The sequence below is a fragment of the Streptomyces sp. SL06 genome (genome assembly GCF_058244745.1).
The window spans coordinates 1,293,539-1,315,950 of sequence record NZ_JBSYOT010000002.1; the positions used below are offsets into that span (position 1 = coordinate 1,293,539).

General features: G+C 72.3%; 20 protein-coding genes and 3 pseudogenes. 7 read left to right on the plus strand and 16 right to left on the minus strand.

Annotated features, from left to right (window positions below; all coding sequences use genetic code 11):
• Window positions 1–55: 55 nt before the first annotated feature.
• The 4 genes and pseudogenes from AC4IHM_RS05665 to AC4IHM_RS05680 form a co-directional block, all read right to left on the minus strand.
• Window positions 56–848 (minus strand): annotated as a pseudogene (locus AC4IHM_RS05665) (ATP-binding cassette domain-containing protein).
• Window positions 845–1,885 carry an ABC transporter permease gene (locus AC4IHM_RS05670; protein WP_490865983.1) on the minus strand — a complete coding sequence of 347 codons (1,041 nt, stop codon included), beginning with the start codon at window positions 1,883–1,885 and terminating at the stop codon, window positions 845–847. Before AC4IHM_RS05670 ends, AC4IHM_RS05665 begins: the two are co-directional and overlap by 4 nt.
• Window positions 1,882–2,886 (minus strand): sugar ABC transporter substrate-binding protein, encoded by a 1,005-nt coding sequence (locus AC4IHM_RS05675; RefSeq protein WP_490865984.1) that lies wholly within the window; start codon window positions 2,884–2,886, stop codon window positions 1,882–1,884. The genes AC4IHM_RS05670 and AC4IHM_RS05675 overlap by 4 nt, the downstream gene beginning before the upstream one ends.
• Before the next feature lie 198 nt (window positions 2,887–3,084).
• The gene (locus tag AC4IHM_RS05680) at window positions 3,085–3,822 is read right to left on the minus strand and encodes a myo-inositol degradation transcriptional regulator (RefSeq protein WP_490870770.1); all 738 of its coding nucleotides are present in this window, start codon (window positions 3,820–3,822) and stop codon (window positions 3,085–3,087) included.
• 129 nt (window positions 3,823–3,951) lie between these two features.
• Here AC4IHM_RS05680 and AC4IHM_RS05685 point away from each other — a divergent pair, with 129 nt between their 5' ends.
• Window positions 3,952–4,974: a Gfo/Idh/MocA family protein gene (locus tag AC4IHM_RS05685; RefSeq protein WP_490865985.1), complete on the plus strand. Its 1,023-nt coding sequence runs from the start codon at window positions 3,952–3,954 to the stop codon at window positions 4,972–4,974.
• A 184-nt stretch (window positions 4,975–5,158) separates the two neighbouring features.
• On the opposite strand, the gene AC4IHM_RS05690 is transcribed toward AC4IHM_RS05685, so the two are convergent.
• From AC4IHM_RS05690 to allB, 3 genes are all read right to left on the minus strand, one after another.
• Window positions 5,159–5,554, minus strand: a complete 396-nt coding sequence (locus AC4IHM_RS05690) for a ribonuclease domain-containing protein (RefSeq protein WP_490865986.1) — start codon at window positions 5,552–5,554, stop codon at window positions 5,159–5,161.
• Between the two features lie 174 nt (window positions 5,555–5,728).
• Complete coding sequence (alc, locus tag AC4IHM_RS05695; RefSeq protein WP_490870771.1) at window positions 5,729–6,868, minus strand: allantoicase; 1,140 nt, start codon at window positions 6,866–6,868, stop codon at window positions 5,729–5,731.
• A gap of 34 nt (window positions 6,869–6,902) precedes the next feature.
• Complete coding sequence (allB, locus tag AC4IHM_RS05700) at window positions 6,903–8,261, minus strand: allantoinase AllB (protein WP_490865987.1); 1,359 nt, start codon at window positions 8,259–8,261, stop codon at window positions 6,903–6,905.
• Window positions 8,262–8,493: 232 nt separating this feature from the next.
• On the opposite strand from allB, the gene allR reads away from it, so the two are divergent.
• A complete protein-coding gene (gene allR, locus AC4IHM_RS05705) occupies window positions 8,494–9,306 on the plus strand; it encodes an allantoin degradation transcriptional regulator AllR (RefSeq protein WP_490865988.1) in 813 nt (270 codons plus the stop codon).
• A 21-nt stretch (window positions 9,307–9,327) separates the two neighbouring features.
• Here allR and AC4IHM_RS05710 read toward each other — a convergent pair whose 3' ends face one another.
• Window positions 9,328–9,642 carry a DUF5955 family protein gene (locus AC4IHM_RS05710; RefSeq protein WP_490865989.1) on the minus strand — a complete coding sequence of 105 codons (315 nt, stop codon included), beginning with the start codon at window positions 9,640–9,642 and terminating at the stop codon, window positions 9,328–9,330.
• Window positions 9,643–9,833: 191 nt separating this feature from the next.
• Between AC4IHM_RS05710 and AC4IHM_RS05715 the strand changes: the two genes are divergently transcribed.
• Window positions 9,834–10,433: a nucleotidyltransferase family protein gene (locus AC4IHM_RS05715; RefSeq protein ID WP_490865990.1), complete on the plus strand. Its 600-nt coding sequence runs from the start codon at window positions 9,834–9,836 to the stop codon at window positions 10,431–10,433.
• 184 nt (window positions 10,434–10,617) lie between these two features.
• Entirely contained in the window at window positions 10,618–12,240 is a 1,623-nt protein-coding gene (aceB, locus tag AC4IHM_RS05720; RefSeq protein WP_490865991.1) for a malate synthase A, read from the plus strand.
• A gap of 27 nt (window positions 12,241–12,267) precedes the next feature.
• Here aceB and AC4IHM_RS05725 read toward each other — a convergent pair whose 3' ends face one another.
• The 7 genes and pseudogenes from AC4IHM_RS05725 to AC4IHM_RS05755 form a co-directional block, all read right to left on the minus strand.
• On the minus strand, window positions 12,268–13,182 hold the full coding sequence (locus AC4IHM_RS05725) for a HipA family kinase (RefSeq protein ID WP_490865992.1): 915 nt from the start codon (window positions 13,180–13,182) through the stop codon (window positions 12,268–12,270).
• A gap of 163 nt (window positions 13,183–13,345) precedes the next feature.
• Window positions 13,346–13,480, minus strand: a complete 135-nt coding sequence (locus AC4IHM_RS05730) for a hypothetical protein (RefSeq protein ID WP_490865993.1) — start codon at window positions 13,478–13,480, stop codon at window positions 13,346–13,348.
• A 150-nt stretch (window positions 13,481–13,630) separates the two neighbouring features.
• Window positions 13,631–14,209, minus strand: a complete 579-nt coding sequence (locus AC4IHM_RS05735) for a TetR/AcrR family transcriptional regulator (RefSeq protein WP_490865994.1) — start codon at window positions 14,207–14,209, stop codon at window positions 13,631–13,633.
• An 85-nt stretch (window positions 14,210–14,294) separates the two neighbouring features.
• Window positions 14,295–15,152, minus strand: coding sequence for an MFS transporter (locus tag AC4IHM_RS05740; protein ID WP_490865995.1), 858 nt, complete (start codon window positions 15,150–15,152; stop codon window positions 14,295–14,297).
• 103 nt (window positions 15,153–15,255) lie between these two features.
• Window positions 15,256–15,870, minus strand: a pseudogene (locus tag AC4IHM_RS05745) (MFS transporter); the annotation flags it as partial.
• Window positions 15,871–15,951: 81 nt separating this feature from the next.
• Window positions 15,952–16,389 carry a hypothetical protein gene (locus AC4IHM_RS05750; RefSeq protein ID WP_490865996.1) on the minus strand — a complete coding sequence of 146 codons (438 nt, stop codon included), beginning with the start codon at window positions 16,387–16,389 and terminating at the stop codon, window positions 15,952–15,954.
• Window positions 16,386–17,906, minus strand: a complete 1,521-nt coding sequence (locus tag AC4IHM_RS05755; protein ID WP_490865997.1) for an IucA/IucC family protein — start codon at window positions 17,904–17,906, stop codon at window positions 16,386–16,388. The genes AC4IHM_RS05750 and AC4IHM_RS05755 overlap by 4 nt, the downstream gene beginning before the upstream one ends.
• A 102-nt stretch (window positions 17,907–18,008) precedes the next feature.
• On the opposite strand from AC4IHM_RS05755, the gene AC4IHM_RS05760 reads away from it, so the two are divergent.
• The 3 genes and pseudogenes from AC4IHM_RS05760 (at window position 18,009) to AC4IHM_RS05770 (ending at window position 21,667) form a co-directional block, all read left to right on the plus strand.
• Window positions 18,009–19,523: an IucA/IucC family protein gene (locus AC4IHM_RS05760; RefSeq protein WP_490865998.1), complete on the plus strand. Its 1,515-nt coding sequence runs from the start codon at window positions 18,009–18,011 to the stop codon at window positions 19,521–19,523.
• Between the two features lie 62 nt (window positions 19,524–19,585).
• Window positions 19,586–20,851 (plus strand): VWA domain-containing protein, encoded by a 1,266-nt coding sequence (locus AC4IHM_RS05765; protein WP_490865999.1) that lies wholly within the window; start codon window positions 19,586–19,588, stop codon window positions 20,849–20,851.
• Window positions 20,851–21,667, plus strand: a pseudogene (locus tag AC4IHM_RS05770) (hypothetical protein). The gene AC4IHM_RS05765 and the pseudogene AC4IHM_RS05770 overlap by 1 nt, the downstream one beginning before the upstream one ends.
• A 44-nt stretch (window positions 21,668–21,711) precedes the next feature.
• Here AC4IHM_RS05770 and AC4IHM_RS05775 read toward each other — a convergent pair.
• A complete protein-coding gene (locus AC4IHM_RS05775; protein WP_490866000.1) occupies window positions 21,712–22,356 on the minus strand; it encodes a winged helix-turn-helix transcriptional regulator in 645 nt (214 codons plus the stop codon).
• Window positions 22,357–22,412: the final 56 nt, after the last annotated feature.

A 22,412-nucleotide genomic window follows, 5' to 3' on the forward strand; every position in this document is an offset into this window, starting at 1 on the left:
GGGCCGGCCGCGCCCCCGCGGCCGAGCCGCGCCTCGCCCGGTCCCGCGCCTGTCATCAGGGGCGTCGCAGTTCGTGGCGCAGGTCGTCCAGCTCGTTTCCGCCCGCCATCTGCCGCGTCAGCTCGTCCAGCGTGATGTCGTCGCGTTCGTGGCTGCCCACCGTCGTGCCGCGCTTCAGCAGGACGAATCTGTCACCCACCAGGTACGCGTGGTGCGGGTTGTGGGTGATGAGGACGACACCGAGACCCTGGTCGCGGGCGGCCGCCACGTACTTCAGGACGACGCCGGACTGCTTGACGCCGAGTGCCGCCGTCGGCTCGTCGAGCACCAGCACCTTCGCGCCGAAGTGCACCGCGCGGGCGATCGCCACGCACTGGCGCTCGCCGCCGGAGAGGGTGCCGATGGGCTGGTCCACGTCGCGCAGGTCGATGCCCATGCGCAGGAGTTCGGCGCGGGTCGTGCGGCGCATCAGGTCGAACGTCCATGCGCTTGAAGGGGGCGACGCCCCTGCGCGGCTCGGAGCCGAGGAAGAAGTTGCGCCAGACCGGCATGAGCGGGACCACGGCAAGGTCCTGGTAGACGGTGGCGATGCCGCGGTCGAGGGCCTCGCGCGGGGAGGAGAGGCGGGTCTCCTCCCCGTCGAGGCTCAGGGTGCCGCCGTCGTGCTGGTGCAGACCGGCGATGATCTTGATGAGCGTCGACTTGCCGGCGCCGTTGTCGCCGAGCACGCAGGTGATCTCGCCCGCGTGCACCTTGAGGGAGACCCCTTCGAGGGCGCGGACGTTCCCGTAGTTCTTGCTGACGCCGGACAGCTCCACGAGCGCCGTACGGTTTTCGGTCCGCGTCACTTGGTGGCCTCCGCCCGCTTGCGCACCCAGGCGTTGAGCAGGGTCGCGAGGAGCAGCATGGCTCCGAGGAAGAACTTGAACCAGTCGGGGTTCCACTCGGCGAAGACGATGCCCTTGCTGGTCATGCCGAAGATGAGGGCGCCGACCGCCGAGCCGACGGCGCTGCCGTGGCCGCCGGTGATCAGACAGCCGCCGATGACGGCCGCGATGATGTAGATCAGCTCTTGGCCCACGCCCTCGCCCGACTGGACAACGTCGTACGAGAAGAGCAGGTGCTGGCCGGAGATCCAGGCGCCGAATCCCACGCCCATGTACAGGCCGATCCTGGTCCTGGCGACCGGGACGCCGACCGCGCGGGCGGCCTCCTTGTTGCCGCCCACCGCGAAGATCCAGTTGCCGGCGCGGGTGCGCAGCAGGATCCAGCTGGCGACGGCGACCAGGGCGAGCCACCACAGGATGGTCACCTTGAAGCCGACCCCGCCGACGGTGAGGGTGGCCGCGAACACGTCGCGGGCGGAGGCGAAGCCCTCCATGTCGGCGATCGTCTTGGTGGAGACGGTGCCGTCGATCAGCTTGGTGAAGCCCAGGTTCAGGCCGGTCAGCATGAGGAAGGTGCCGAGCGTGATGATGAAGCTGGGCAGTTTGGTGCGGGTGAGCATGAAGCCGTTGAAGGCGCCGATCGCCAGGGTGACCAGCAGGGAGACGCCGACGCCGACCCAGACGTTGGCGGTCATCTGGTAGCTGAACATCGAGGAGACCAGCGCCGACGAGGTGACCAGGACGCCCGCGGACAGGTCGAACTCGCCGCCGATCATCAGCAGCGCCACCGGCACGGCCATGATGCCGATCGTGGAGGCGGCGTAGAGGACCGTGCTGAGGCTGGAGGCGCGCAGGAAGCTGTCGGCGAAGAACGCGAAGAAGACGAAGACGGCGATCGCGCCGACGACCGAGCCCAGCTCGGGGCGGCCGAGCAGCTTCCGCAGCCGAGAGCTGTGCAGAATCCTTTCGTCAGCGCGAATCTCCGAGGCGGCGCTCATCGGGTGCCCCGCTCCGTGTAGTCGGCCAGCGCGGCGGCGTCGTCCTTGGTGATGATCTGCGGCCCGGTGAGCACCGGCCGGCCGCCGCCGAGCACGTCGGCGTTGTACTTGTACAGCCACAGCAGGTCGACGGCCTCGTAGCCCTGGAGGTAGGGCTGCTGGTCCACGGCGAAGCCGAGGGAGCCGTCCTTGAGCCCGGCGGCCACCTTGGCGTTGAGGTCGAAGGTGTCGACCTCGGCCCCGCTGCCCGCGCCCTGCCCGGCCTTCACGGCGGTGGCCGCGTAGGGGGCGCCGAGGGTGACCACGGCGTCGACGGCCTTGTCGGTCTGCAGCTTGGCCTCGATGGCGGACTGCACGTCCGGCATGCTGGTGCCGTTGACGTAGAGCCGCTGGAGCTTGCCGTCGAAGGTCTTCGCCACGCCGTCGCAGCGCTGCTCGTGACCGACGTTGCCCTGCTCGTGCAGGACGCAGACGGCCCGCTTGCGGCCCCGCCGGTTCAGCTCGTCGCCGACGGCCTCGCCGGCGACCGTCTCGTCCTGGCCGACGTGGGTGAGGGCGCCGAACCGCTCGGACACCTCGGAGCCGGAGTTCACGGTGATCACCGGGATGCCCGCCTTCCGGGCGCGGGCGAGGGCCGACTTCATGGCGTCGGGCTTGGCGAGCGTGACGACGATCCCGTCGACCTTCTTGTCCACGGCCGCGTCCACGAGCTGCGCCTGCTGCTGGGCCTCGTCGTCGTGGGAGTAGGTGAAGTTGATGTTGTCCTTCATGGCGGCCTGCTCGGCGCCGCTCTGGACGATGTCCCAGAAGGTGTCGCCGTCGCCCGAGTGAGTGATCATGGCGAAGGTCCAGCGGGGCGTGTCCACCGCCGCCCTCCCCTGGGCCGACGCGGCCTTGCGGGCGTCCTCGGCGCGCTTGCCGCCGGTGCTGCTGCAACCGGCCAGGGACACCGACAGTGCCCCTGCCAGCGCCATGCCTACCCAGGTCCGAAACCGTGCCACGAGGCCGTGCCCTTCTCGCTGTGCCGTGCTGTGCGTGCCGGGTTCCGCGGAGCCCGGCGGGGTTTCTTCCGCAAACCCCAAACGCCCCATTGTCCGACACACAAGCGGAGCGCATTCCTCCGGGGAGCGGACGACGGTCACATTGTCCGGACATTACGACGAACCCGCGCGGCGGAGGCGGTCGCCGGGCGGGGCCGCTCAGGACCGTACGAGCAGCTGGAACTCGAAGGAGTAGCGGGACGGCCGGTAGGTGTGGGTGCCGAACTCGACCGCCCGGCCCGTGTCGTCGAAGGTCGTGCGCTCCATGGTGAGCAGCGGGGCGCCCTCGGCCTCGCCGAGCCGCTCGGCCTCACCCGCGGTGGCGGCGCGGGCGCCGATGGACTGGCGGGCGCTGTGCAGGGTGATCCCTACGGCGCGCATCAGCCGGTACAGGCCGGTGGCCTCCAGCTGTCCGGTGTCCAGGTCGAGGAGGCCGGGCGGCAGGTGGTTGCAGAGGTACGCCATCGGCTCCCCGTGCGTCAGCCGCAGCCGTTCGATGCGGTGCACTTCGCTGTGCTCGGCCACGCCGAGGGCGGCGGCCACCTCGGCCGTCGCCGGGACGACGGTGTTGACCAGGACCTTCGTGGCCGGGCGCTGTCCCGCCGCCTCCAGGTCGTCGTAGAGGCTGCTGAGTTCCAGCGGGCGTTTGACCTTGCTGTGCACGACCTGGGTGCCGACGCCGCGGCGGCGCACGAGCAGGCCCTTGTCGACGAGCGACTGGATGGCCTGGCGGACGGTGGGCCGGGACAGACCGAGCCGCGCGGCCAGCTCGATCTCGTTGCCCAGCAGGCTGCCGGGGGTCAGCACACCGTGCTCGATCGCCGCCTCCAGCTGCTGCGACAGCTGGAAGTACAGCGGCACGGGGCTGCTGCGGTCCACGCTGAGGTCGAGCGACACGGTGGGGTCCACTCCTGGTTTCGGCACGGGCCGAGCGTAGCTCCGCACGTTGTTGACGGGAAGTTGTGCAGTTCGATTGTCCGGACATACGCATTGACAGGGCGTGGGCTGTGAGCCCACTTTGATTCCATGCGCATCGGGGTCATCGGTACGGGCCGCATCGGCACCGTTCACACCAACACACTCAGCCGCCATCGCAACGTCGGATCCCTGATCCTCACGGACGCCGACTTAGCACGTGCCCAGGACCTGGCCCACCGGCTGGGCGAGACGGCGGCACCGGGAGTGGACGAGATCTTCCACTGGGGGGTGGACGCCGTGGTGATCACCACGGCGACCCCGGCCCACGCCGAACTGATCGGGCGGGCGGCGCGCTCGGGGCTGCCGGTGTTCTGCGAGAAGCCCATAGCGCTTGACCTGCCCGGCACGCTCCAGGCCATCGCCGAGGTGGAGGCCGCCGGGACCATCCTCCAGATGGGTTTCCAGCGCCGCTTCGACGCCGGCTACACGGGCGCCCGGGACGCGGTGCGGTCCGGGCGGCTCGGCCGGCTGCACACCGTCCGGGCGGTGACCAGCGACCAGACGCCGCCGCCGGCCGCGTATCTGCCGCAGTCCGGCGGGCTCTTCCGGGACACGCTGATCCACGACTTCGACGCCCTGCGCTGGGTGACCGGGCGGGAGGTCGTCGACGTGTACGCCGCCGGGTCCGACGCCGGTCCGGCGATGTTCCGCGCGGCCGACGACGTGGACACGGGCGCCGCGCTGCTCACCCTGGACGACGGCACGCTGGCCACGACGACCGCGACACGGCTGAACGGCGCGGGGTACGACGTGCGCATGGAGCTGGCCGGGGAGCTGGACCAGATCGTCGTCGGCCTGGACGACCGCACGCCGATCGCGTCCACCGAGCCGACCGGCCCACCGGCCGCGGACAAGCCGTGGACGGGCTTCGTGGAGCGCTTCGGCCCCGCCTACGAGGCGGAGCTGACCACGTTCGTCCAGGTGGTGCGCGGCGAACGCGCCAACCCGTGCGACGGACGCGAGGCCCTCCAGGCCCTGCGGATCGCCGAGGCCTGCGAACTCTCCCGCCGCGAGCGCAGACCCGTGGGGCTGGCGGAGGTGCCCGGAGCCACGACCTCCATGGCGGGGTGACCGGCCCGCCCCCGGACCACTGCCCGTCCGGCGGCCGTCGGCCCGGTGGTGGACGCGGACGGGGCTCGCCCCGCGGCCGATGTGAGTGGGGGGTCCGCGGGGCGAGAGTACGGGGCACGGGCCGGGTGCGCGGGGTCGGTCTCCTCGACGTGGGACGAGGAGTCCGGACCCTACGAATCCGGCCTCAGCAGCTGTAGTTGACCAGGGCGAACGACACGTAGTGGTCGGCCGTGTAGTAGTCCTCCCGGTTCTTCTGGCCGGTGACGATGCGACGGGCGCCCCGGGTGCTGGAGCCCGGCGTGATCACCGTGTACTCGTGGTAGTAGCCGGTGGACTGCCCCGGCAGGATGCCCTCCCGGTTCTGGAAGACGGTCCCGTCCTGAGAGAACGGATAAGGACCGCCCCGTGCTATCAGGTTGAGCGTGTCGTGCGCCTGGGAGGGCAGGGCGCCGTAGCAGATGCTGCCGACCGCCGCGGGAGCGGCGCCCGCCGTGGTCGCGGAGACGGAGCCGCCCACCAGGAGGGCGGACAGGACTGCGGCTGCTGCGCCGAGCCGAGCGGCGCGTGGGGGGAATCTCATGGCTTCATGATGACGCGCGTAGACCATGGCATGTCAATGACAAGTACGGAGATTTTCCCGGGAAGTCATATGAGTTTTCAGCGCGTTCACCTGCCACCGCCGTCGGTGCGCTCGCGCGCGGGGCGCACCGGTGCTGTCCGGCCGGTGCGCCCCGCGCGGGTTCGTGAGCGGGGGTCAGCCGCCCAGTTCCTGGTGGCGGGCGGCGAGGTGCGCGGCGCCGTCCTCGGTGAGGGAGCCGAACAGGCGCAGCCGGGAGATGCCGCCGTCGGGGAAGATGTCCACGCGCGCGTGGGTGCCGACGGCCGCCTCGGGCAGGACGAAACGGTGGTCGGTGTCGGGCTGGAGGCGGGTGCGCGGCAGCACCTCGCGCCAGTCGCCGTCCTCGCCGTCCCGTACGGACACCGACGCCCAGCCGGCCGAGTTGCCCTTCAGATACGCCGTGTCGATCTCGATCGCGCGGATCCGCGAGCGGTCCACCAGGCGGTAGCGGATCCAGTCGTGGCCCCGGTCGCGGCGGCGCCGGGTCTCCCAGCCGTCGTCCATCTTGCGGGAGCGGCCCGGACGGACGGTGTTGGCGGCCGGCGAGTAGAAGAGGTCGGAGGCGTCCTCCACCCGGCCGCCGTTCTCCAGGGCGACCGTGTCGAAGGTGCCGAGTGCCGCGAGCCAGGCCGGGTCCGGCACGACCTCGCCGTACGCCCGCAGGCGGGCGATGCCGCCGTCGGGGTGCTGCTTGAGGCGCAGGTGGGTGAAGCGCTGCTCGGCGGTGACGGCGAAGCCGTTGGCGGCGTGGCCGCCGACCGGGGTGCGCGGGATGAGGGTCGTCCACTTCACGTCGGCGGCGAGCAGCTCCTCCGGCGACGGGGAGCCTTCGAGCGCGGCGCCCTCGACGGAGACGGCCTGCGGGTAGTTGCCGCGGAAGTGGGCCGTGTCGACGACGATTCCGCGGATCACGCCGGGGGCGCCGAGGCGGATCAGCGCCCAGTCGTGGTCGTCCTCGGTGGGCCAGGGGTGCCCGGCCGAGGCGCCGCGGCGCCTGCGGGTCTCCCAGCCGTCCATGACCTTGCCCTTGTGCCCGAAGTGCTCGGGGTCGAACTCGGCGCGCTCGGGCACCAGCAGGTTCTCGCGCTGGGCGAAGAACTCGTCGTTGGCGGCGACGACACCGGCGCCCAGCCGCCGGTCGGCGAGGTCGGTGTACCGGGTGAAGGGGAGGTCGGCGCTGCGGTAGTCCGCGTACGGGTCACCGCCCGCGTAGGGGTTCGCGTCGCCGGTGAAGCCGGCCAACGAGGCACTCTGCCGGTCCGTCACGGTGATCAGGTGCTCCTTTCGGGGTTGTTCGGGGTGATCCGGTTCAGGAGTTGCGGGCGGGCCGGGCCGCGCGGTCGAGGAGCTGCCCCTTGGGCTCGGTGAACGCGCCGTCCGCCATGACGCGCCGTCCGCGCAGCCAGGTGGACTTCACGACGCCGTACAGGGTTCTGCCCGCGTACGCGGTGACGCGGTTGCGGTGCTGGAGGGCGGCCGGGTCGACGGTGAACGTCTCGTCGGGGGCGAGGACGGCGAAGTCGGCGTCGTGGCCCGCCGCGATGGCGCCCTTGCGTGCGTCGAGGCCCACCAGGCGTGCGGTGCGCGCCGACATCCAGCGCACGATGTCCTCCAGGCCCAGGCCGCGCTCGCGGGCCGCGGTCCACATGACCGGCAGGCTGAGCTGGAGGCCCGCGATGCCGCCCCAGGCGGTGGCGAAGTCGTCGGTCTTGAGGTCGGCGGTGGACGGCGAGTGGTCGGTGACCACGCAGTCGATCGTGCCGTCCGCGAGCGCCCGCCACAGCAGGTCCTGGTTGGCGGCCTCCCGGATGGGCGGGCAGCACTTGAACTCGCTGGCCCCGTCCGGCACTTCCTCGGCGGTGAGGGTGAGGTAGTGCGGGCAGGTCTCGACGCTCACCCGGACGCCCTCGGCGCGGGCCCCGGCGATCAGCGGCAGGGCGTCACCGGACGACAGGTGGAGCACGTGCACGCGCGCGTCGAGCCGTTTCGCCTGGGCGAGCAGGGCGGCGATGGCGCTGTCCTCGGCCTCGCGCGGGCGGCTGGCGAGGAAGTGGGCGTATTCGGGGCCGCCGTGCTGCGGGGCGGCGGCCAGTCGGCGCGGGTCCTCGGCGTGCACGATCAGCAGGCCGTCGAAGGCGGCGATCTCCGCCAGCGAACGGGCGAGCTGCTCCTGGTCGAGGTGCGGGAACTCGTCCACGCCGGACGGCGACAGGAACGCCTTGAAGCCGAGGACGCCGGCCTCGTGCAGCGGGCGCAGGTCCTTGACGTTGTCCGGCAGGGCGCCGCCCCAGAAGCCGATGTCGACGTGGGCCTTGTCGGCCGCGACCTCCCGCTTGGTGCGCAGGTGGCCGACGGTCGTGGTCGGCGGGACGGAGTTGAGCGGCATGTCGACGAGGGTGGTGATGCCGCCGGCCGCCGCGGCGCGCGTGGCGGTCCAGAAGCCCTCCCACTCGGTGCGCCCGGGGTCGTTCACATGCACATGGGTGTCGACCAGGCCGGGCAGGACGACGTGGTCGCCGACATCCTCCAGCCGTGCGCCCGCCGGGAGCGGGGCGTCGTACGGCAGGACGGCCGTGATCCGCTCTCCGCCCACCGCGATCGACGCGGCGCGGGTCCCCTCGGGCGTGACGACACGCGTCGAGCGCAGCACCAGTTCGGTTTCGGACACCCGAGCCCCTCTCTCCACCGCCGGTTTCAACGTTCTGTTGAAGGAGTCTTCATCCCGGTTCCGCGCCCGTCAAGAGGCACCCTTTGGGTGGGCATGTACGGCGAGACCGTCTGGACGTTTCCACAAAGCGGAATTATGCTTCCGGCAAGCAGAACGTAGCTACGCACAAGCCGGGAGTCAACCGGCCGCCGGGTACGCTTCTTCCTCCCGCCAGCCCCGAAAGGAACGTGCCGTGCCGACGTCCAGCGCCAGCACCACCGACTCCGCCAGGTCCGCCAGGTCCGCCACAGGTGGCGTCCAGTCCCTGGAGCGCGCCTTCGACCTGCTCGAACGGATGGCGGACGCGGGCGGCGAGGTCGGCCTCAGCGAACTCTCGGCGAGCAGCGGACTGCCGCTGCCGACCATCCACCGTCTGATGCGCACGCTCGTGGCCTGCGGATATGTACGCCAGCAGCCCAACCGCCGCTATGCGCTCGGCCCGCGTCTGATCCGGCTCGGCGAGTCCGCGTCCCGGCTGCTCGGCACCTGGGCCCGTCCGCATCTGGCCCGTCTGGTCGAGGAGACCGGCGAGACCGCGAACATGGCGCTGCTCGACGGGGACGAGATCGTGTACGTCGCACAGGTGCCCTCCAAGCACTCCATGCGCATGTTCACCGAGGTCGGCCGGCGTGTCCTGCCGCACTCCACCGGGGTCGGCAAGGCGCTGCTCGCGGACTTCCCCGCGGACGAGGTGCGGGCCCTGCTGGGCCGCACCGGCATGCCGGCCGCGACCGACAGGACCATCACCACCCCGGACGGCTTCATCGCGGCCCTGGAGGACGTGCGGCGCCAGGGCTACGCGATCGACGACAACGAGCAGGAGATCGGCGTGCGCTGCCTGGCCGTCTCCGTGCCCGACTCCCCCGCCCCGGCGGCCATCTCGATCTCCGGCCCGGCCGAGCGGGTCACGGAGGCGGCGACCGACCGGATCGTGCCGCTGCTCCAGCAGGTGGCGGCGGAGCTGTCCCAGGCCCTGCTGGCCTCGAACGGCACTCCGGCCGCCTGAGCCGCGCCCTCCCGTCGGGGCTCAGCGGCGCGGCGGGCCCCCGAAGTGCTCCACGGCGTGACGGACCTCCGTCAGCCCCGGCCGCAGCGCGCTGACGGAGCCGATCGCACCGGCTATCAGCAGCAGGGAGCGGTGCAGCCGCGGCGCCTCGGGGATCCCGCGGCTCGTCATCGCGGCGAGGTCGGCCAGCTCGTCCTCGGCTATGGCCCGGTCCGGGAAGTCGGCGGGCAGCAGGGCGAGTTGGCGGCGCAGCCGGAACACCGCGGTCCGCAGTTCCGCCACCCGTACATCCTCGTCACCGACGGTCACCCGACTCTGCCCCAAGCTCCGCAACACAGCCCTCCCCCTCGCAACCCCGTCGTACTCCCCCACGCGATGAACCTCCCCGTGGCGCGGGTCGGGCGCCGGGGACGCGGGCCAGTAAACGCCACCCCGCGCCGTGCGCGCCACCACGCGGACCGAAATTCAGCCTCCGAGAACCTCGCGCGCGCCGGAGCGTTCGGCGGGCCGTCAGGTATGCAGGACACATGACGGACAACGAAGACCAGGTGGCGGGGCTGCTCCTCGCCGCCGGGGGCGGCCGGCGCCTCGGCGGACGCCCCAAGGCGCTGCTCGAACACCGGGGACATCCGCTCGTCGAACACGCGGTCGCCGCCTTGCGCGCGGCCGGTTGCGCCCGCGTGCACGTCGTACTGGGGGCGCGCGCCGGGGATGTGCGCGCGGGGGCGGCGCTCGACGGGTGCGTCCTCGTGGACAACCCCGGCTGGGAGCGGGGCATGGGTTCGTCGCTGCGGGCCGGGCTCGGCTCGCTGACCGGGACCGGGGCGCGGGCGGCGCTGGTCTCGCTGGTGGACCAGCCCGGCATCGGGGCGGAGGCGATGGCCCGGGTGCGCGCCGGGTACCGGGACGGGACCTCGCTCGTCTCGGCGGCGTACGCGGGCGCGCGCGGGCATCCCGTCCTGCTCGGCGCCGCCCACTGGGCGGGGGTCGCGGCGACTGCCACCGGGGACCGCGGGGCACGCGCCTATCTGAGGGAGCACGAGGCCGAGATCGCGCTCGTGGAGTGCGGGGACGTGGCGCGGCCGTACGACATCGACACCGAGGCCGACCTGGTCCACCTCGAGTGAGGGGCGTGGCACCGGGCGCCGGCTTCCCTCGACCCGGAGAATCTCGACATCAACAAACCATTGAAGTTCCACAATGAGGAAACTACTATCCACTGACCAGAAGCACCCGTCCGCACTCCGAGTACGCCACGTCCCCCACGTGCCCCTTGGCACCCGGTGCCACCGCTGAAGGAAGTGACAACTCATGTCCGCACCAGCGCCGTCCCCGCTGGCCGTCGTCGACGCCGAGCCCCTGCCCCGGCAGGAGGAGGTCCTCACCGACGCGGCGCTCGCCTTCGTGGCCGAGCTGCACCGGCGGTTCACGCCCCGGCGTGACGAACTCCTCGCCCGCCGTGCGGAGCGACGCGCCGAGATCGCCCGCACCTCCACGCTCGACTTCCTCCCGGAGACCGCCGCCGTCCGCGCCGACGACTCCTGGCAGGTGGCCCCCGCCCCGGACGCGCTCCAGGACCGCCGGGTCGAGATCACCGGTCCCACCGACCGCAAGATGACCATCAACGCCCTCAACTCGGGTGCAAAGGTCTGGCTCGCGGACTTCGAGGACGCCTCGGCCCCGACCTGGGAGAACGTGATCCTCGGCCAGCTCAACCTGATCTCGGCGTACACCCGCGCCATCGACTTCACCGACGGGCGCACCGGCAAGTCGTACGCCCTGCGCCCGGCCGAGGAGCTGGCGACGGTCGTCGTGCGCCCGCGCGGATGGCACCTCGACGAGCGCCACATCCTGGTCGACGGCCGCCCGGTGCCCGGCGCCCTGGTCGACTTCGGCCTGTACTTCTTCCACAACGCCCGGCGCCTGCTGGACCTCGGCAAGGGACCGTACTTCTACCTCCCCAAAACGGAGTCCCACCTGGAGGCGCGTCTGTGGAACGAGGTCTTCGTCTTCGCCCAGGACCACGTCGGCGTCCCGCAGGGCACCGTCCGCGCCACCGTCCTGATCGAGACCATCACGGCCGCGTACGAGATGGAGGAGATCCTCTACGAACTGCGCGACCACGCCTCCGGGTTGAACGCGGGCCGCTGGGACTACCTGTTCTCCATCGTCAAGAACTTCCGGGACGGCGGCGCCAAGTTCGTGCTGCCGGACCGCAACGCGGTGACGATGACCGCCCCTTTCATGCGGGCGTACACCGAACTCCTCGTCCGCACCTGCCACAAGCGGGGCGCGCACGCGATCGGCGGCATGGCGGCGTTCATCCCGTCCCGCCGGGACGCCGAGGTCAACAAGGTGGCCTTCGAGAAGGTCCGCGCCGACAAGGACCGCGAGGCCGCCGACGGCTTCGACGGCTCCTGGGTCGCTCACCCGGACCTGGTGCCGATCGCCATGGAGTCCTTCGACAAGGTCCTCGGCGACCGGCCGCACCAGAAGGACCGGCTGCGCGAGGACGTGCGCGTGGAGGCGGCCGACCTGATCGCCGTCGACTCGCTGGACGCCAGGCCGACCTACGCGGGCCTGGTCAACGCCGTGCAGGTCGGCATCCGTTACATCGAGGCGTGGCTGCGCGGCCTGGGCGCGGTCGCCATCTTCAACCTGATGGAGGACGCGGCCACCGCCGAGATCTCCCGCTCGCAGATCTGGCAGTGGATCAACGCGGAGGTCGTCCTCGACAACGGCGAGCAGGTCACCGCCGAACTCGCCCGCAAGGTCGCCGCCGAGGAACTGGCGAACATCCGCGCCGAGATCGGCGACGAGGCCTTCGCGGCGGGCAACTGGCAGCAGGCCCACGACCTGCTGCTGACGGTCTCGCTCGACGAGGACTACGCCGACTTCCTCACGCTGCCCGCGTACGAGCAGCTCAAGGGCTGACCGCGCGGCCCCTGTGCGACCCGCGGGTCACTCGACGTGCGCGGTCCAGTCCTGTTCGGCGGGCGGTTCGCCGTGCAGGTCGGGCACCTGCTTGAGCCAGTCGGGGCGGGCCCGCCGGGTCCGTGCCGCTCGGGCGGCGTTCTCGGCGGCGAGTTCCTCGCGGGTCGGGAAGCCGGTGGGCAGCCACTCGCGGGAGGCCCGTACGCGCGCGTGGAGATAGGCGACGTACGCCGCCCTGACCTCGGCCGGCGTGTCGAAGCCGGCCTCGCGGGTCAGCCAGGCCTCCGGCACCCGGCCCACCACCTCGCGCAGCAGTTCCTCGGTCACCTTCGGAGCCAGGTCGGCGTCGGCGGCCCGGACGTCGGGCGCGCAGTGGCCGAGGGCGTGGTGGCGGAAGTCGTACGCCTTCTGCGGCGCGGCGGCACCCCAGCGGTGGTGGAAGACGAGGGCCGCTCCGTGGTCGATCAGCCACAGGCGCGGGGGCACGGTGCCGAGGGTGGGCCAGACCATCAGGTTGGAGCTGTGCACCGTGCGGTCCACGTTCACGGTGAGGGCGTCCAGCCAGACGACGCGCCCGGCCTCCCCCGGATCCACCGGGAACACCTCGGCGACCTCGGGCGTGAAGTCGACGCCGCCCGACAGGTAGTCCATGCCGAGGTTGAGCCCCGCGCTGGCGTTCAGCAGGTCCCGCACCTCCTGGTGCGGTTCGCCCTCGGCGAGCGCCGGGTCGAAGTGCGCGAGGACCAGCTCCGGCACCCGCAGCCCCAGCTCCCGCCCCAGCTCCCCCACGATCACCTCGGCGACCAGCGCCTTGCGGCCCTGCGCGGAGCCGGTGAACTTCAGGACATAGGTACCGAGGTCGTCGGCCTCGACGACACCGGGGACGGAGCCGCCGGTGCGCAGGGGTTCGAGGTAGCGGGTGGCGGTGACGTGTCGCAGCATCTCCGAAGCTGACCTGTTCCTTTGGGTCTTGCGAATCCGGGGGTTTCGGCCCGCATGCTGGTGCATCGTAACGAAGGGTGATTGCCGGCGAGGAGTGCGGTGAGGTCGCCTTTGCCGTCGTGTTGGGCGGCGGTGTCGTTGTCCGGGGTGACGGTGACGGTTGTCAGGTCGCCGGTGTGAGGGTCGCGTACGACGCCTTTGGCGCCGTCGTCGCGAAGGGGCGCAGGCGCTGCCCGCGCAGCGCGAGCCGGACGAAGTCGGTGACGCCGGACAGCGGCCAAGGGGCGGAAGTGGTCATCAGGTGTCTCCAGCGGTCGTCCGGCCGGACGGCCGGGGCGGCGAAGAAGAAGACCGGCTCCGGCCGGACCCCCGCGCACCCGGGAGTGCGCCGCGGTGCGGTCCTGCGGAGCCGGTCTCGGCCCTGCGGTGACCCGGTCGCGGGACGTCCTCACACCAGGACGCCGCCGAGCACCGCCTTGATCATGTCCTGTACCTGCTCGTCGGTCAGCGGTTTGCCGTGCCCCAGGAACAGGCGCAGGATCACCACGCCGGCGAGCATGTCGACGACGTTGACGAGGTCGACGTCGCCACGGACGAGTCCGGCCTCCCGGCCCTGGCGGAACACCGCCTCGACGGCGTCCCGCCACGGACACACCCAGGTGTCCATGTGGCTGGACGGGAAGTTCGGATCGCTGACCGCCTGCGCCGCCAGGTGCGGCAGCAGCCGTCCCTCGGGGGCGTTGAGCAGCCCGTCCCGGAGCCAGCACGTCATGGCGAAGAGATCGTCGTGAAGGTCGCCGGTCGGCTCGACGTCGAAGTCCGCCATCAACGTGTCGAGTGCGCTGATGACCATTTCCTCCTTCGAGTGCCAGCGCCGGTAGACGGTGGCCCTTCCCACTCCGGCGCGGCGGGCGACCTGATCCATGGTCAGCCCCTGGAATCCCGATTCGCCCAGCACCGTCACCGTCGCCCGGAGGATGGCGGCCTCGGCGCGATCGCTGCGCGGCCGCCCGACGGGCCGGGACACTGTCTGTCGGCCTTCACGCGTCTCGTGCATCTATCCCCTCAGCCTCTCGGTATACGTGTCGCGGACCCTTTGCACCCGGTGGCAATCATCCCACGCGCTCCTTCAGCTCAGGGCGGGGTTCGGCCGGGTCCCCGGCATCAGCCGGGCCTCGCCGGGGCATCCAGGCCAGCACCACGGCGGCGAGGGCGAAGACGAGTACGGCTCCGCCGACCAGAGCGGTGTCCATGCTGTCGACATAGGCCCGCCGGGCGGCGTCGGCGAGCGCCTGTCCCTGCGGACCCAGTTGCCGCGCTACCTCCAGTGCGGCGCCCACGGTGTCTCCGGCCGCGTCGGCGGCCCTCGCGGGCAGGCCCGCGACGGCCGGTTTCATGTCGTCCCGGTAACCCGTGCTGAGCACGCTTCCCAGCACCGCCACGCCGATGACACCGCCGACCTGCCGGAAGGCGCTGGTGACGCCGGAGGCCTCGCCGGACTTCTCGTCGGAGACGGTGGCCAGCGCGGTGTGCATCGCGATGGCGAGGGTCAGCCCGATGCCGATGCCGAGCGGCACCTGGCACAGGGCCACGGTGAGTTCCTTGGAGTCGGTACCGGTCGCGGAGAAGGTCAGCAGGCCGGTGGCCATCAGCACCAGTCCGGTCACCACCGGGCCGCGTGGTCCCACCCTGGGGGCGAGCCGCTCCGCCGTCCCCGCTCCGATCATGACGGCGAGGACCACCGGCAGCATCCGTACGCCCGTGCCGAAGGAGGAGTTGCCGAGCACGGCCTGCAGATAGGGACTGAGCATGAACAGGAAGCCGGTCATGGCGAAGTGCACCAGCAGCAGAGCCGCGACGGAGGCACCGAAGTGCCGGTTGCCGAAGGCCCGGAACGTCCAGCAGCGGATGCGTGGTGCTGCGCTCGCGAAGGACGAACAGGAGCAGCAGTACGACACCGCCGGCAGCACTGCCCAGGGTCCTGCCGCTCAGCCAGCCTTCCTCCGGCGCCTGGGTGAGGGCGTAGGTGAGGGCACCGAGACCGAGGGCCGACAGGACGGCGCCCTGCCAGTCGAAGGACCGCTCGCGCACGCCCTTGTGCTCCGGGAAGAGGAAGACACCCGCCACCATGGCCGCGACCAGGATCGGGATGTTGATCAGGAAGACGGACCCCCACCAGAAGTGTTCCAGCAGCCAGCCGCCGGCCAGAGGACCGATCGGCAGTCCGAGAGCGACCCCCGCCGACCAGATGGCCAGCGCGCGCGCCCGTTCCTTCGGGGCGAACAGCAGGGGCAGCATGGCAAGCGACACCGGTGTGACGATGGCGGCTCCCAGTCCCATCAGCGCCCGGCCGAGGATGAGTTCACTGGAGCTGTCGACCAGCGTCGCGTAGGCGGAGGCCAGTCCGAAGACCGCGAGGCCGGCGAGCAGTAGCCGCTTGCGCCCGACGCGGTCGGCGAGCACGCCGAAGGGCAGCATGAGACTCGCGAAGACCAGTAGATAGGCGTTGTGGAACCACTGCAGGTCGGAGTTGGACGCTCCCAGCGCATCGACCAGCTCGGGCATCGCCACGTACAGGATCGTCGCGTCCAGTCCGTTGACCAGCACGCACATCACGAGGACGACCAGGGCCCACCAGCGTTTGGGGCTGTTCCACACAGCGGCTGCAGACACAGCTGCCCCCTTCACAGTTTTGATACGAGACTGGCTCGTATCAAAACACGCATCGAAGGGAGCGGCACCCCCTGAAACCGGTCCAGGGGGTGGAATTCAGCCGGTCGTGTGAAGGGGCTGGACCGGACAGGACTCGTCGGGGTCCGCCGCTTCGCGGTCACGCACGGCACGCGCCCACCGGCGCGGCGGGGAGAGCCGTTCGGCGTGCCCCACCTCCGCACACTCGCCCGCGAAGGTGCGGGTCAAGTCGTCCAAGCGGTAGCTGCCGGCCCCGATACGGTGCAACAGCCCCAGATCCGCCAGCAGTTCCAGGTGCCCCGCCACCTGGGAGCGGTTCACTCCCGGCAAGTGACCGGATTCGGGTACGTCCACCAGGTCCCAGTCGTCCACGCGGTCGGTGCGCGCCAGACAGAAGTCCACCGGCGTCCTCCGCTCGTCGTGGACCCGGCCGCGCAGCAGCGCGTCCACCTCGCCCGGCGTCAACTCGCGGTACTTGCACGCGAGCCGGCCGACCGCCGGCGTGCCCCCCCTCACGCCCCGCGCAGCGGATTGGGCACCGCACAGTAGCGGGCGTCCGCTCCGTCCGCGCCTGTCCAGCGCAGCAGGAGGTTGGTCTTGCCCGGGAGGGTGGGTGAGGCCAGCAGGGCGGGGATTTCGGGCAGGTCGTGGCGGGACAGGGCGCGGCGGACGGGGGGCCAGGGGTCGAACCCGGGGTGGTGTTCGGCCAGGGCGGCGGCGATCTCGCAGAGGTGGTTGACGACCAGGCAGTACACCAGCCGTTCCCAGCCGGCGGCGCGGGAGGTGTCCGGCAGGAGCTTGACGCCCTCCGCGTCGCGGAAGAGGGCCTGCACCGGTGTGCCGTCGGCGTCCACCGCGACCAGGGTGTTCTGGAGGTGCGCCTCCAGGACCACTCCGTCGTCGGCGAAGGCGGTCAGGACCGGCGGGACCACGGCGGCGAGGTACGCCTCCCACCACGTCTCCGGCTCCCCGGCGCGGGACAGCGGGCTGTCCGGGAGGTCTTCCACGAGCGCGGCGGCCAGAAGCGGGGTCGCGCCGGGGACGAGGTGGGCGCGCAGTCCGTCGCGGACGACCACGGCCAGTTCCTCGAAGGCGAAGTCCACGGTGCGGTGGCCGCGGTCGCCGAGCCAGGCCGCCGGGGGCCCGAGCGCGGCGAAGGCCTCGGTGACGGCCGTGTCGGTGCGGCGCAGCTTCATCAGGTCGTGGCGCCACAGGCGGCGGATGTCGTTGGTGATGCGCACGTCGAGGCTGAACTTCAGGAAGAGATCGGGCTCGGGGGCGTACACCGTGCGGATCGCCGCCGTGGGCCACACCGGGCCGCTTGTGCCCAGGCGCAGGAGGCGGCCGTCGGCGAAGGCGGGGGCGAGGGCCGTCTCCGTCAGGTCCAGTTGCCAGGGGTGGGCGGGCAGCAGCCGGTAGCCGGGCGGGACTTCGCCGAGGGCGTCCAGGACCGCGGTGTCGCCCTCGTCGACGACGGTGTCCTCGCGCGCGGCGAGCAGCGTCAGCGGGAAGCGGGCGTGCGCCTCGGGGGCGTACGGCAGCCAGCCGGAGTGCGGGCCGCCGCCGCGCGCCTTGGGGGCGGGGTGGTGGGAGTGGCCGGTGAGGAGCGCCTGTTCGGAGCGGAGGTAGAGGTCCTCGGGCGGGGTGGCACGTGCGCGTGCCGTCAGCAGCGCGGCCACCGCGTCGCGGCTGTCGGTCATCTCGGTGGGCAGCTCGTGGTTGGGCAGGCCGGTGTGTTCGCGCAGTTCCTCGGCGACGAGTTTCACCAGTTCGGGGTGGCCGATCCGGTGCCAGCCGTCGGCCGCGCGGACCTCCGGTTCGGCGGGCCTGCGGCCCGCGCGCACGCGCAGCAGTCTGCCGCCCGGCAGCCGGTACACCGGCCGCTCGCCGGGGTCGGGCAGCGCTTCGGCCACTTCGCGCAGCAGGCAGTTCAGCAGCGGTACGGCCGCGTAGGCGTCGGCGCGTTCGGCGACGTCGGCGCGGGATGCGGCGTCGGCGCCGGTGGGCGGGGGCAGGAGATCCACGCGTTCCACTCGTTCCCTACGGTCTGTCCATGGCGGAGAGGGCGGAGACGATCAGTATGTCCGCCGTCGCCCTTCGTCGTGACGCCCTACTCGTACCCGAGGAGCCCGCCCGTGCATCGTCCCCGCAGCGCAGAGGCCGAAATCGCCGACGAGCTGGCGGCCGTGCGTCCCGCTCTGGTCGCCCGGTTCACGGCCGAACTGCCCGGCGCCCGCGCGGCCGTGCTGTCCCGGCTGTGGCGTGCGCTGGCCCATGAACCGCTGCCGTGGATCGCGGGGCGGGAGCCCGCCGCCGACGGGCTCGTCCTGCGCCTGCGGGACGGCCGCCTGCTGAGCGGTCCGGCCGCCGACCCGTACCGCACGGACGCGTATGTCCGCGTCGTACGGCTGGACGAGGTCGCGTACGACGACCCGGGACGGCTGGTGACGGACCTCGCCGTACCGCACTCGGCGTCTTTCGCCGCCGAACTCGGGCACAGCGCGGCGTCGTTGGCGCTGTCGCGGGCGGCACAGCCGGAGGAGGCTGCGCAGGATCACCCGGACGAGTGGCCGGAGAGCGACTGGGGCTGGGAGCGGCGGGTGGTCGACGGGCACCCGTACCACCCCGGCTGCCGTTCGCGGCCGGGCTTCTCGGTGGCGGAGCAGCTCGCGTACGGGCCCGAGCACGGGCCGGTGGTGGGGCTGAGTCTGGTGCCGGTCCCGGCGACCGAGTGCCTGGTGACGGGGGTGTGGCCGCCGGAACTGCGGGACGGGGCGCGGGTGTTGGTCCCGGTGCATCCGTGGCAGGCCGCGCATGTCCTCAAGCGGCCCTGCGAGGAGGGGCTCGCCGCGCACCCGCTGATGTCGCTGCGCACGCTCGCCGTGCCGGGCGGGCCGCATGTGAAGACCGCGCTGAGCGCCCGGCTGACCTCCTCGGTGCGGGACATCTCGGTCGCCTCGATCGCCGCGTCGGCGGAGGTGTCCGACTTCGGGCACGCGCTGGCGGAGCGCCTGGACGGGCTGCTGCACGTCACCCGCACCCTGGGCGCGGTGGCCGCAGGCTCCCCCGACCTGGCCGCCGTGCTGCGCGAGTCGCCGCAGGTGTACGCGGCCCCCGGCGAACACGTCGTGCCGGTCGCCGCGTTGGCGAGCACCGGGCTGCCGGAGTCCCCCGCGTGGCGGGCGGCCTTCGCGCGCCTCGCGCTCACCGTGGGCCTGCGCCTGCTGGAGCTGGGCGTGGCCCTGGAGGCGCACGGACAGAACCTTCTGGTAGTGCTGTCCCCGGCGGGCGATCCGCTGCGCCTGGTCTACCGCGACCTGGCCGACATCCGGGTCGGCCCGGCGCGCCTGGCGCGGCACGGCATCGGCGTTCCGGCCCTGCCCGCCAGGATGCTCACCGACGATCCGGTGGCGCTGCGCCGCAAGTTGTTCGGGTCGCTGGTGGGGGGCGCGCTGGCGGCGACCACGGGCTCGGGTCCGGCGCTGCGTCAGGCGTTGGAGGCGAGCGTGCGCGAACTGCCGTGCACACCCGACATGGTGGCCCTGTGCGAGGAACCGCTTCCGGTCAAGGCGCTGACGCTGATGCGCACTTCGCCGGGGAGCGGGGGCGACCTGTGGACGCGGCTGCCCAATCCGCTGCACTGGCGGTGAAGTCGGGGCATCCTCGCGGTCTCGTTTTGGCCCCCGGCACCCCCGGTCAATAGGATCCGCCGATGATCACAAGAACACGGTTGGCGGCGGGTGCCTGTGCCCTGCTCGCCGCGCTGACGGCCGGGCTCGCGTTCCCGGCCGGTGCGGCCGCCGGTGAACCCACGGGTGAGGACGCGCCGAAGGTCGATCTCGTGCTCGACGTCAGCGGTTCCATGCGGACGCGGGACATCGACGGCGGTACGCGCATGGCCGCGGCCAAGCAGGCGTTCAACGAGGTGCTCGACGCGACGCCGGAGGAGGTGCAGCTCGGGATCCGGACCCTGGGCGCCGACTATCCGGGGGACGACCGCAAGACGGGCTGCAAGGACACCGCGCAGCTCTACCCGGTCGGCCCGCTGGACCGCACCGAGGCCAAGACGGCGGTGGCGACGCTGTCGCCCACCGGCTGGACGCCGATCGGCCCCGCGCTGCTCAAGGCCGCCGACGACCTCGACGGCGGCAACGGCTCCAAGCGCATCGTGCTGATCAGCGACGGCGAGGACACCTGCGCTCCGCTCGACCCGTGCGAGGTGGCCCGCGAGATCGCCGCGCGGGGCATCGGCGTGACCATCGACACGCTGGGCCTGGTGCCCAGCGCCAAGCTGCGGCGGCAGCTCAGCTGCATCGCCGAGGCGACCGGCGGCACCTACACCTCGGTCGAGCACGCCGACGAACTCACCGACAAGGTGAACCAGTTGGTGGACCGGGCGGCGGACCCGGTGGTGACGCCGGTCGCCGCCGAGGGCGCGGACGCGTGCGCGAAGGCGCCGACGCTGAAGTCGGGTCTGTACACCGACCGCGAGGAGTTCGGGCAGCAGCGCTGGTACCGGGTGGACGTGGCGCCGGGCCAGGAGTTGCGCGCCTCGGTGAGCGTGGGTGCCGACCGGGCGGTGAACCCGTCCTACGGGGTGCTGCTGCGCGCCGTGACGGTGCACGGCCGGGAGATCGTGCGGGGCGAGGCCGCGGGCAACGGCCGTACCGACGTGCTCTCGACGGGGCTGCGGTACCCGAAGGCGGAGAGCGACGAGGACGACGCCCCCGCCGAGGCCGTGTGCCTCCAGGTCACCAACTCCTTCTCCGTGGCCTCCGGCGTGAAGACCACGCCGGGACTGCCGCTGGAGCTGACGGTCGATGTCGTGGACGGCCCGAGCGACTCCTCCGACGTGGCCTCCTTCGGCCTCGGGCGCGGCTGGTGGCTGCTCGGTGTGCTGGTGCTCGTCGGTTTCGTCGCCGGTCTGCTGTGGGGCTGGCTCTCACGCTGGCGGTTCGCGGTCTGGAGGACCAACTGATGCGTTTCACCCGGACATTGAGTGCAGCGGTACTGCTGCTCGGCCTGGCCGCGGCTCCCGCGGCGGCCGACTCCTCGCCCTCCGCGAGCCCGTCGGACGACGACGGCGCGCCGACCCGGGCCGGTACGTCCTTCCGTACGGCGACCGAGATCGAGCAGGGGCAGCGGGCCACGGCTGACGGCTCCGCGGGCGACTACCTGTACTGGTCGTTCCCCGCCGACGCCGGGCAGCGGCCCACGGTCAAGGCCACGGTGAAGCTGCCCGAGACGCACGCCGCCGAGACCTGGCGGATCGACGTGTACGACGGTCTGCGCCGCCGCCAGGCCTGCCAGTACGGCGCGCAGACCCGCACCGCTGCGGCGGGCACCCCCTCTCTCGAACTGGCCTGCGTCCTGCGCACCGTGCGCGCCTGGTCCGAGCCGTGGGCCAACGACCCGCTGCCGGGGACGTATTACATCCGGCTGACGGTGGAGAATCTGCCGAACGTCCGATCTCGGCGTCCCGGTGGGCACCGAGGTCCAGGTGGACTCCAAGGACATCGGCGGCGCCGCGGCGGTGGACGGTTCGCTCGCCGAACCGCTGGTGCCGGGCGTGGCGATGACATCCGACGCCGACTCCGACGCGGACGGCGGCGACTCGGACCGCGGTGCCGTGCTTTCCGCGATCGAGCCCGAGGACGGCTGGTCGTCGGGCTGGTGGTCCGACCGGTGGGTGTGGACCGGGATGGGCGGCGTGCTGGCCGCGCTGGCGGGCATCGGCGGGTACGCGCTGACCCGCGGTTCGGGCCGGCCCTCACGGGTGCCGCCGGGCGCCTGACACACCCTGCGGAAGGCCCGCCGCCCGGCGGGCCTTCCGTCGTCTCAGCCCTCCCGCAGCGCCTTGGCCGCGGTGCCGTCGCCGGTCACCTGGACGCGGCCGTCCCGCACCGCGTCCCGCAGGCCGATCTCCCCGCGGCCGAGCGCCGCGCAGGTCCCGGCGTCCAGCACGAGCCGGGCGTCGGGCTCCCCGGGCGCGGCCCCGTCGCCGTACGCCGGGCCCGCGCCGTCTTCCGTACCGGCGTACAGGTGGAAGTCGCCCTCGTCCAGCCGGACTTCGACGAGGCCCTCGTCCGCCCCGGCCTCCCGCAGGGCCCGCAGCAGGGGCAGCGCGAACCAGTGCGCGCGTACCGCGTCCGTGGGCCGCCGCTCCCCCAGCTCGGCGGCACCCCACGCGCCGAGCGCCTCCAGTACGGGCAGCAACCCGCGTCCGCGCACGGTGAGTTCGTAGACGTAGGCGGCTCCGGGCGGCGGCAGCCTGCGCCGGGTCGTCAGCCCGTCGCGCTCCATGTCCTTCAGCCGCGAGGCGAGTACGTCCGTGCTGACGCCGGGCAGGTCGGCGTGCAGGTCGGTGTAGCGCCGCGGACCGGCGAGCAGCTCCCGGACGATCAGCAGGGTCCAGCGGTCGCCGACGGCGTCGAGGGCGCGGGCGGCGGAACAGTACTGGTCGTAGCTTCGGCGAGGTGACATGCGACGCAGTGTAGACAAGATGTTGGACTTTCCAAGCTCCTACTTGGTAAAACCAA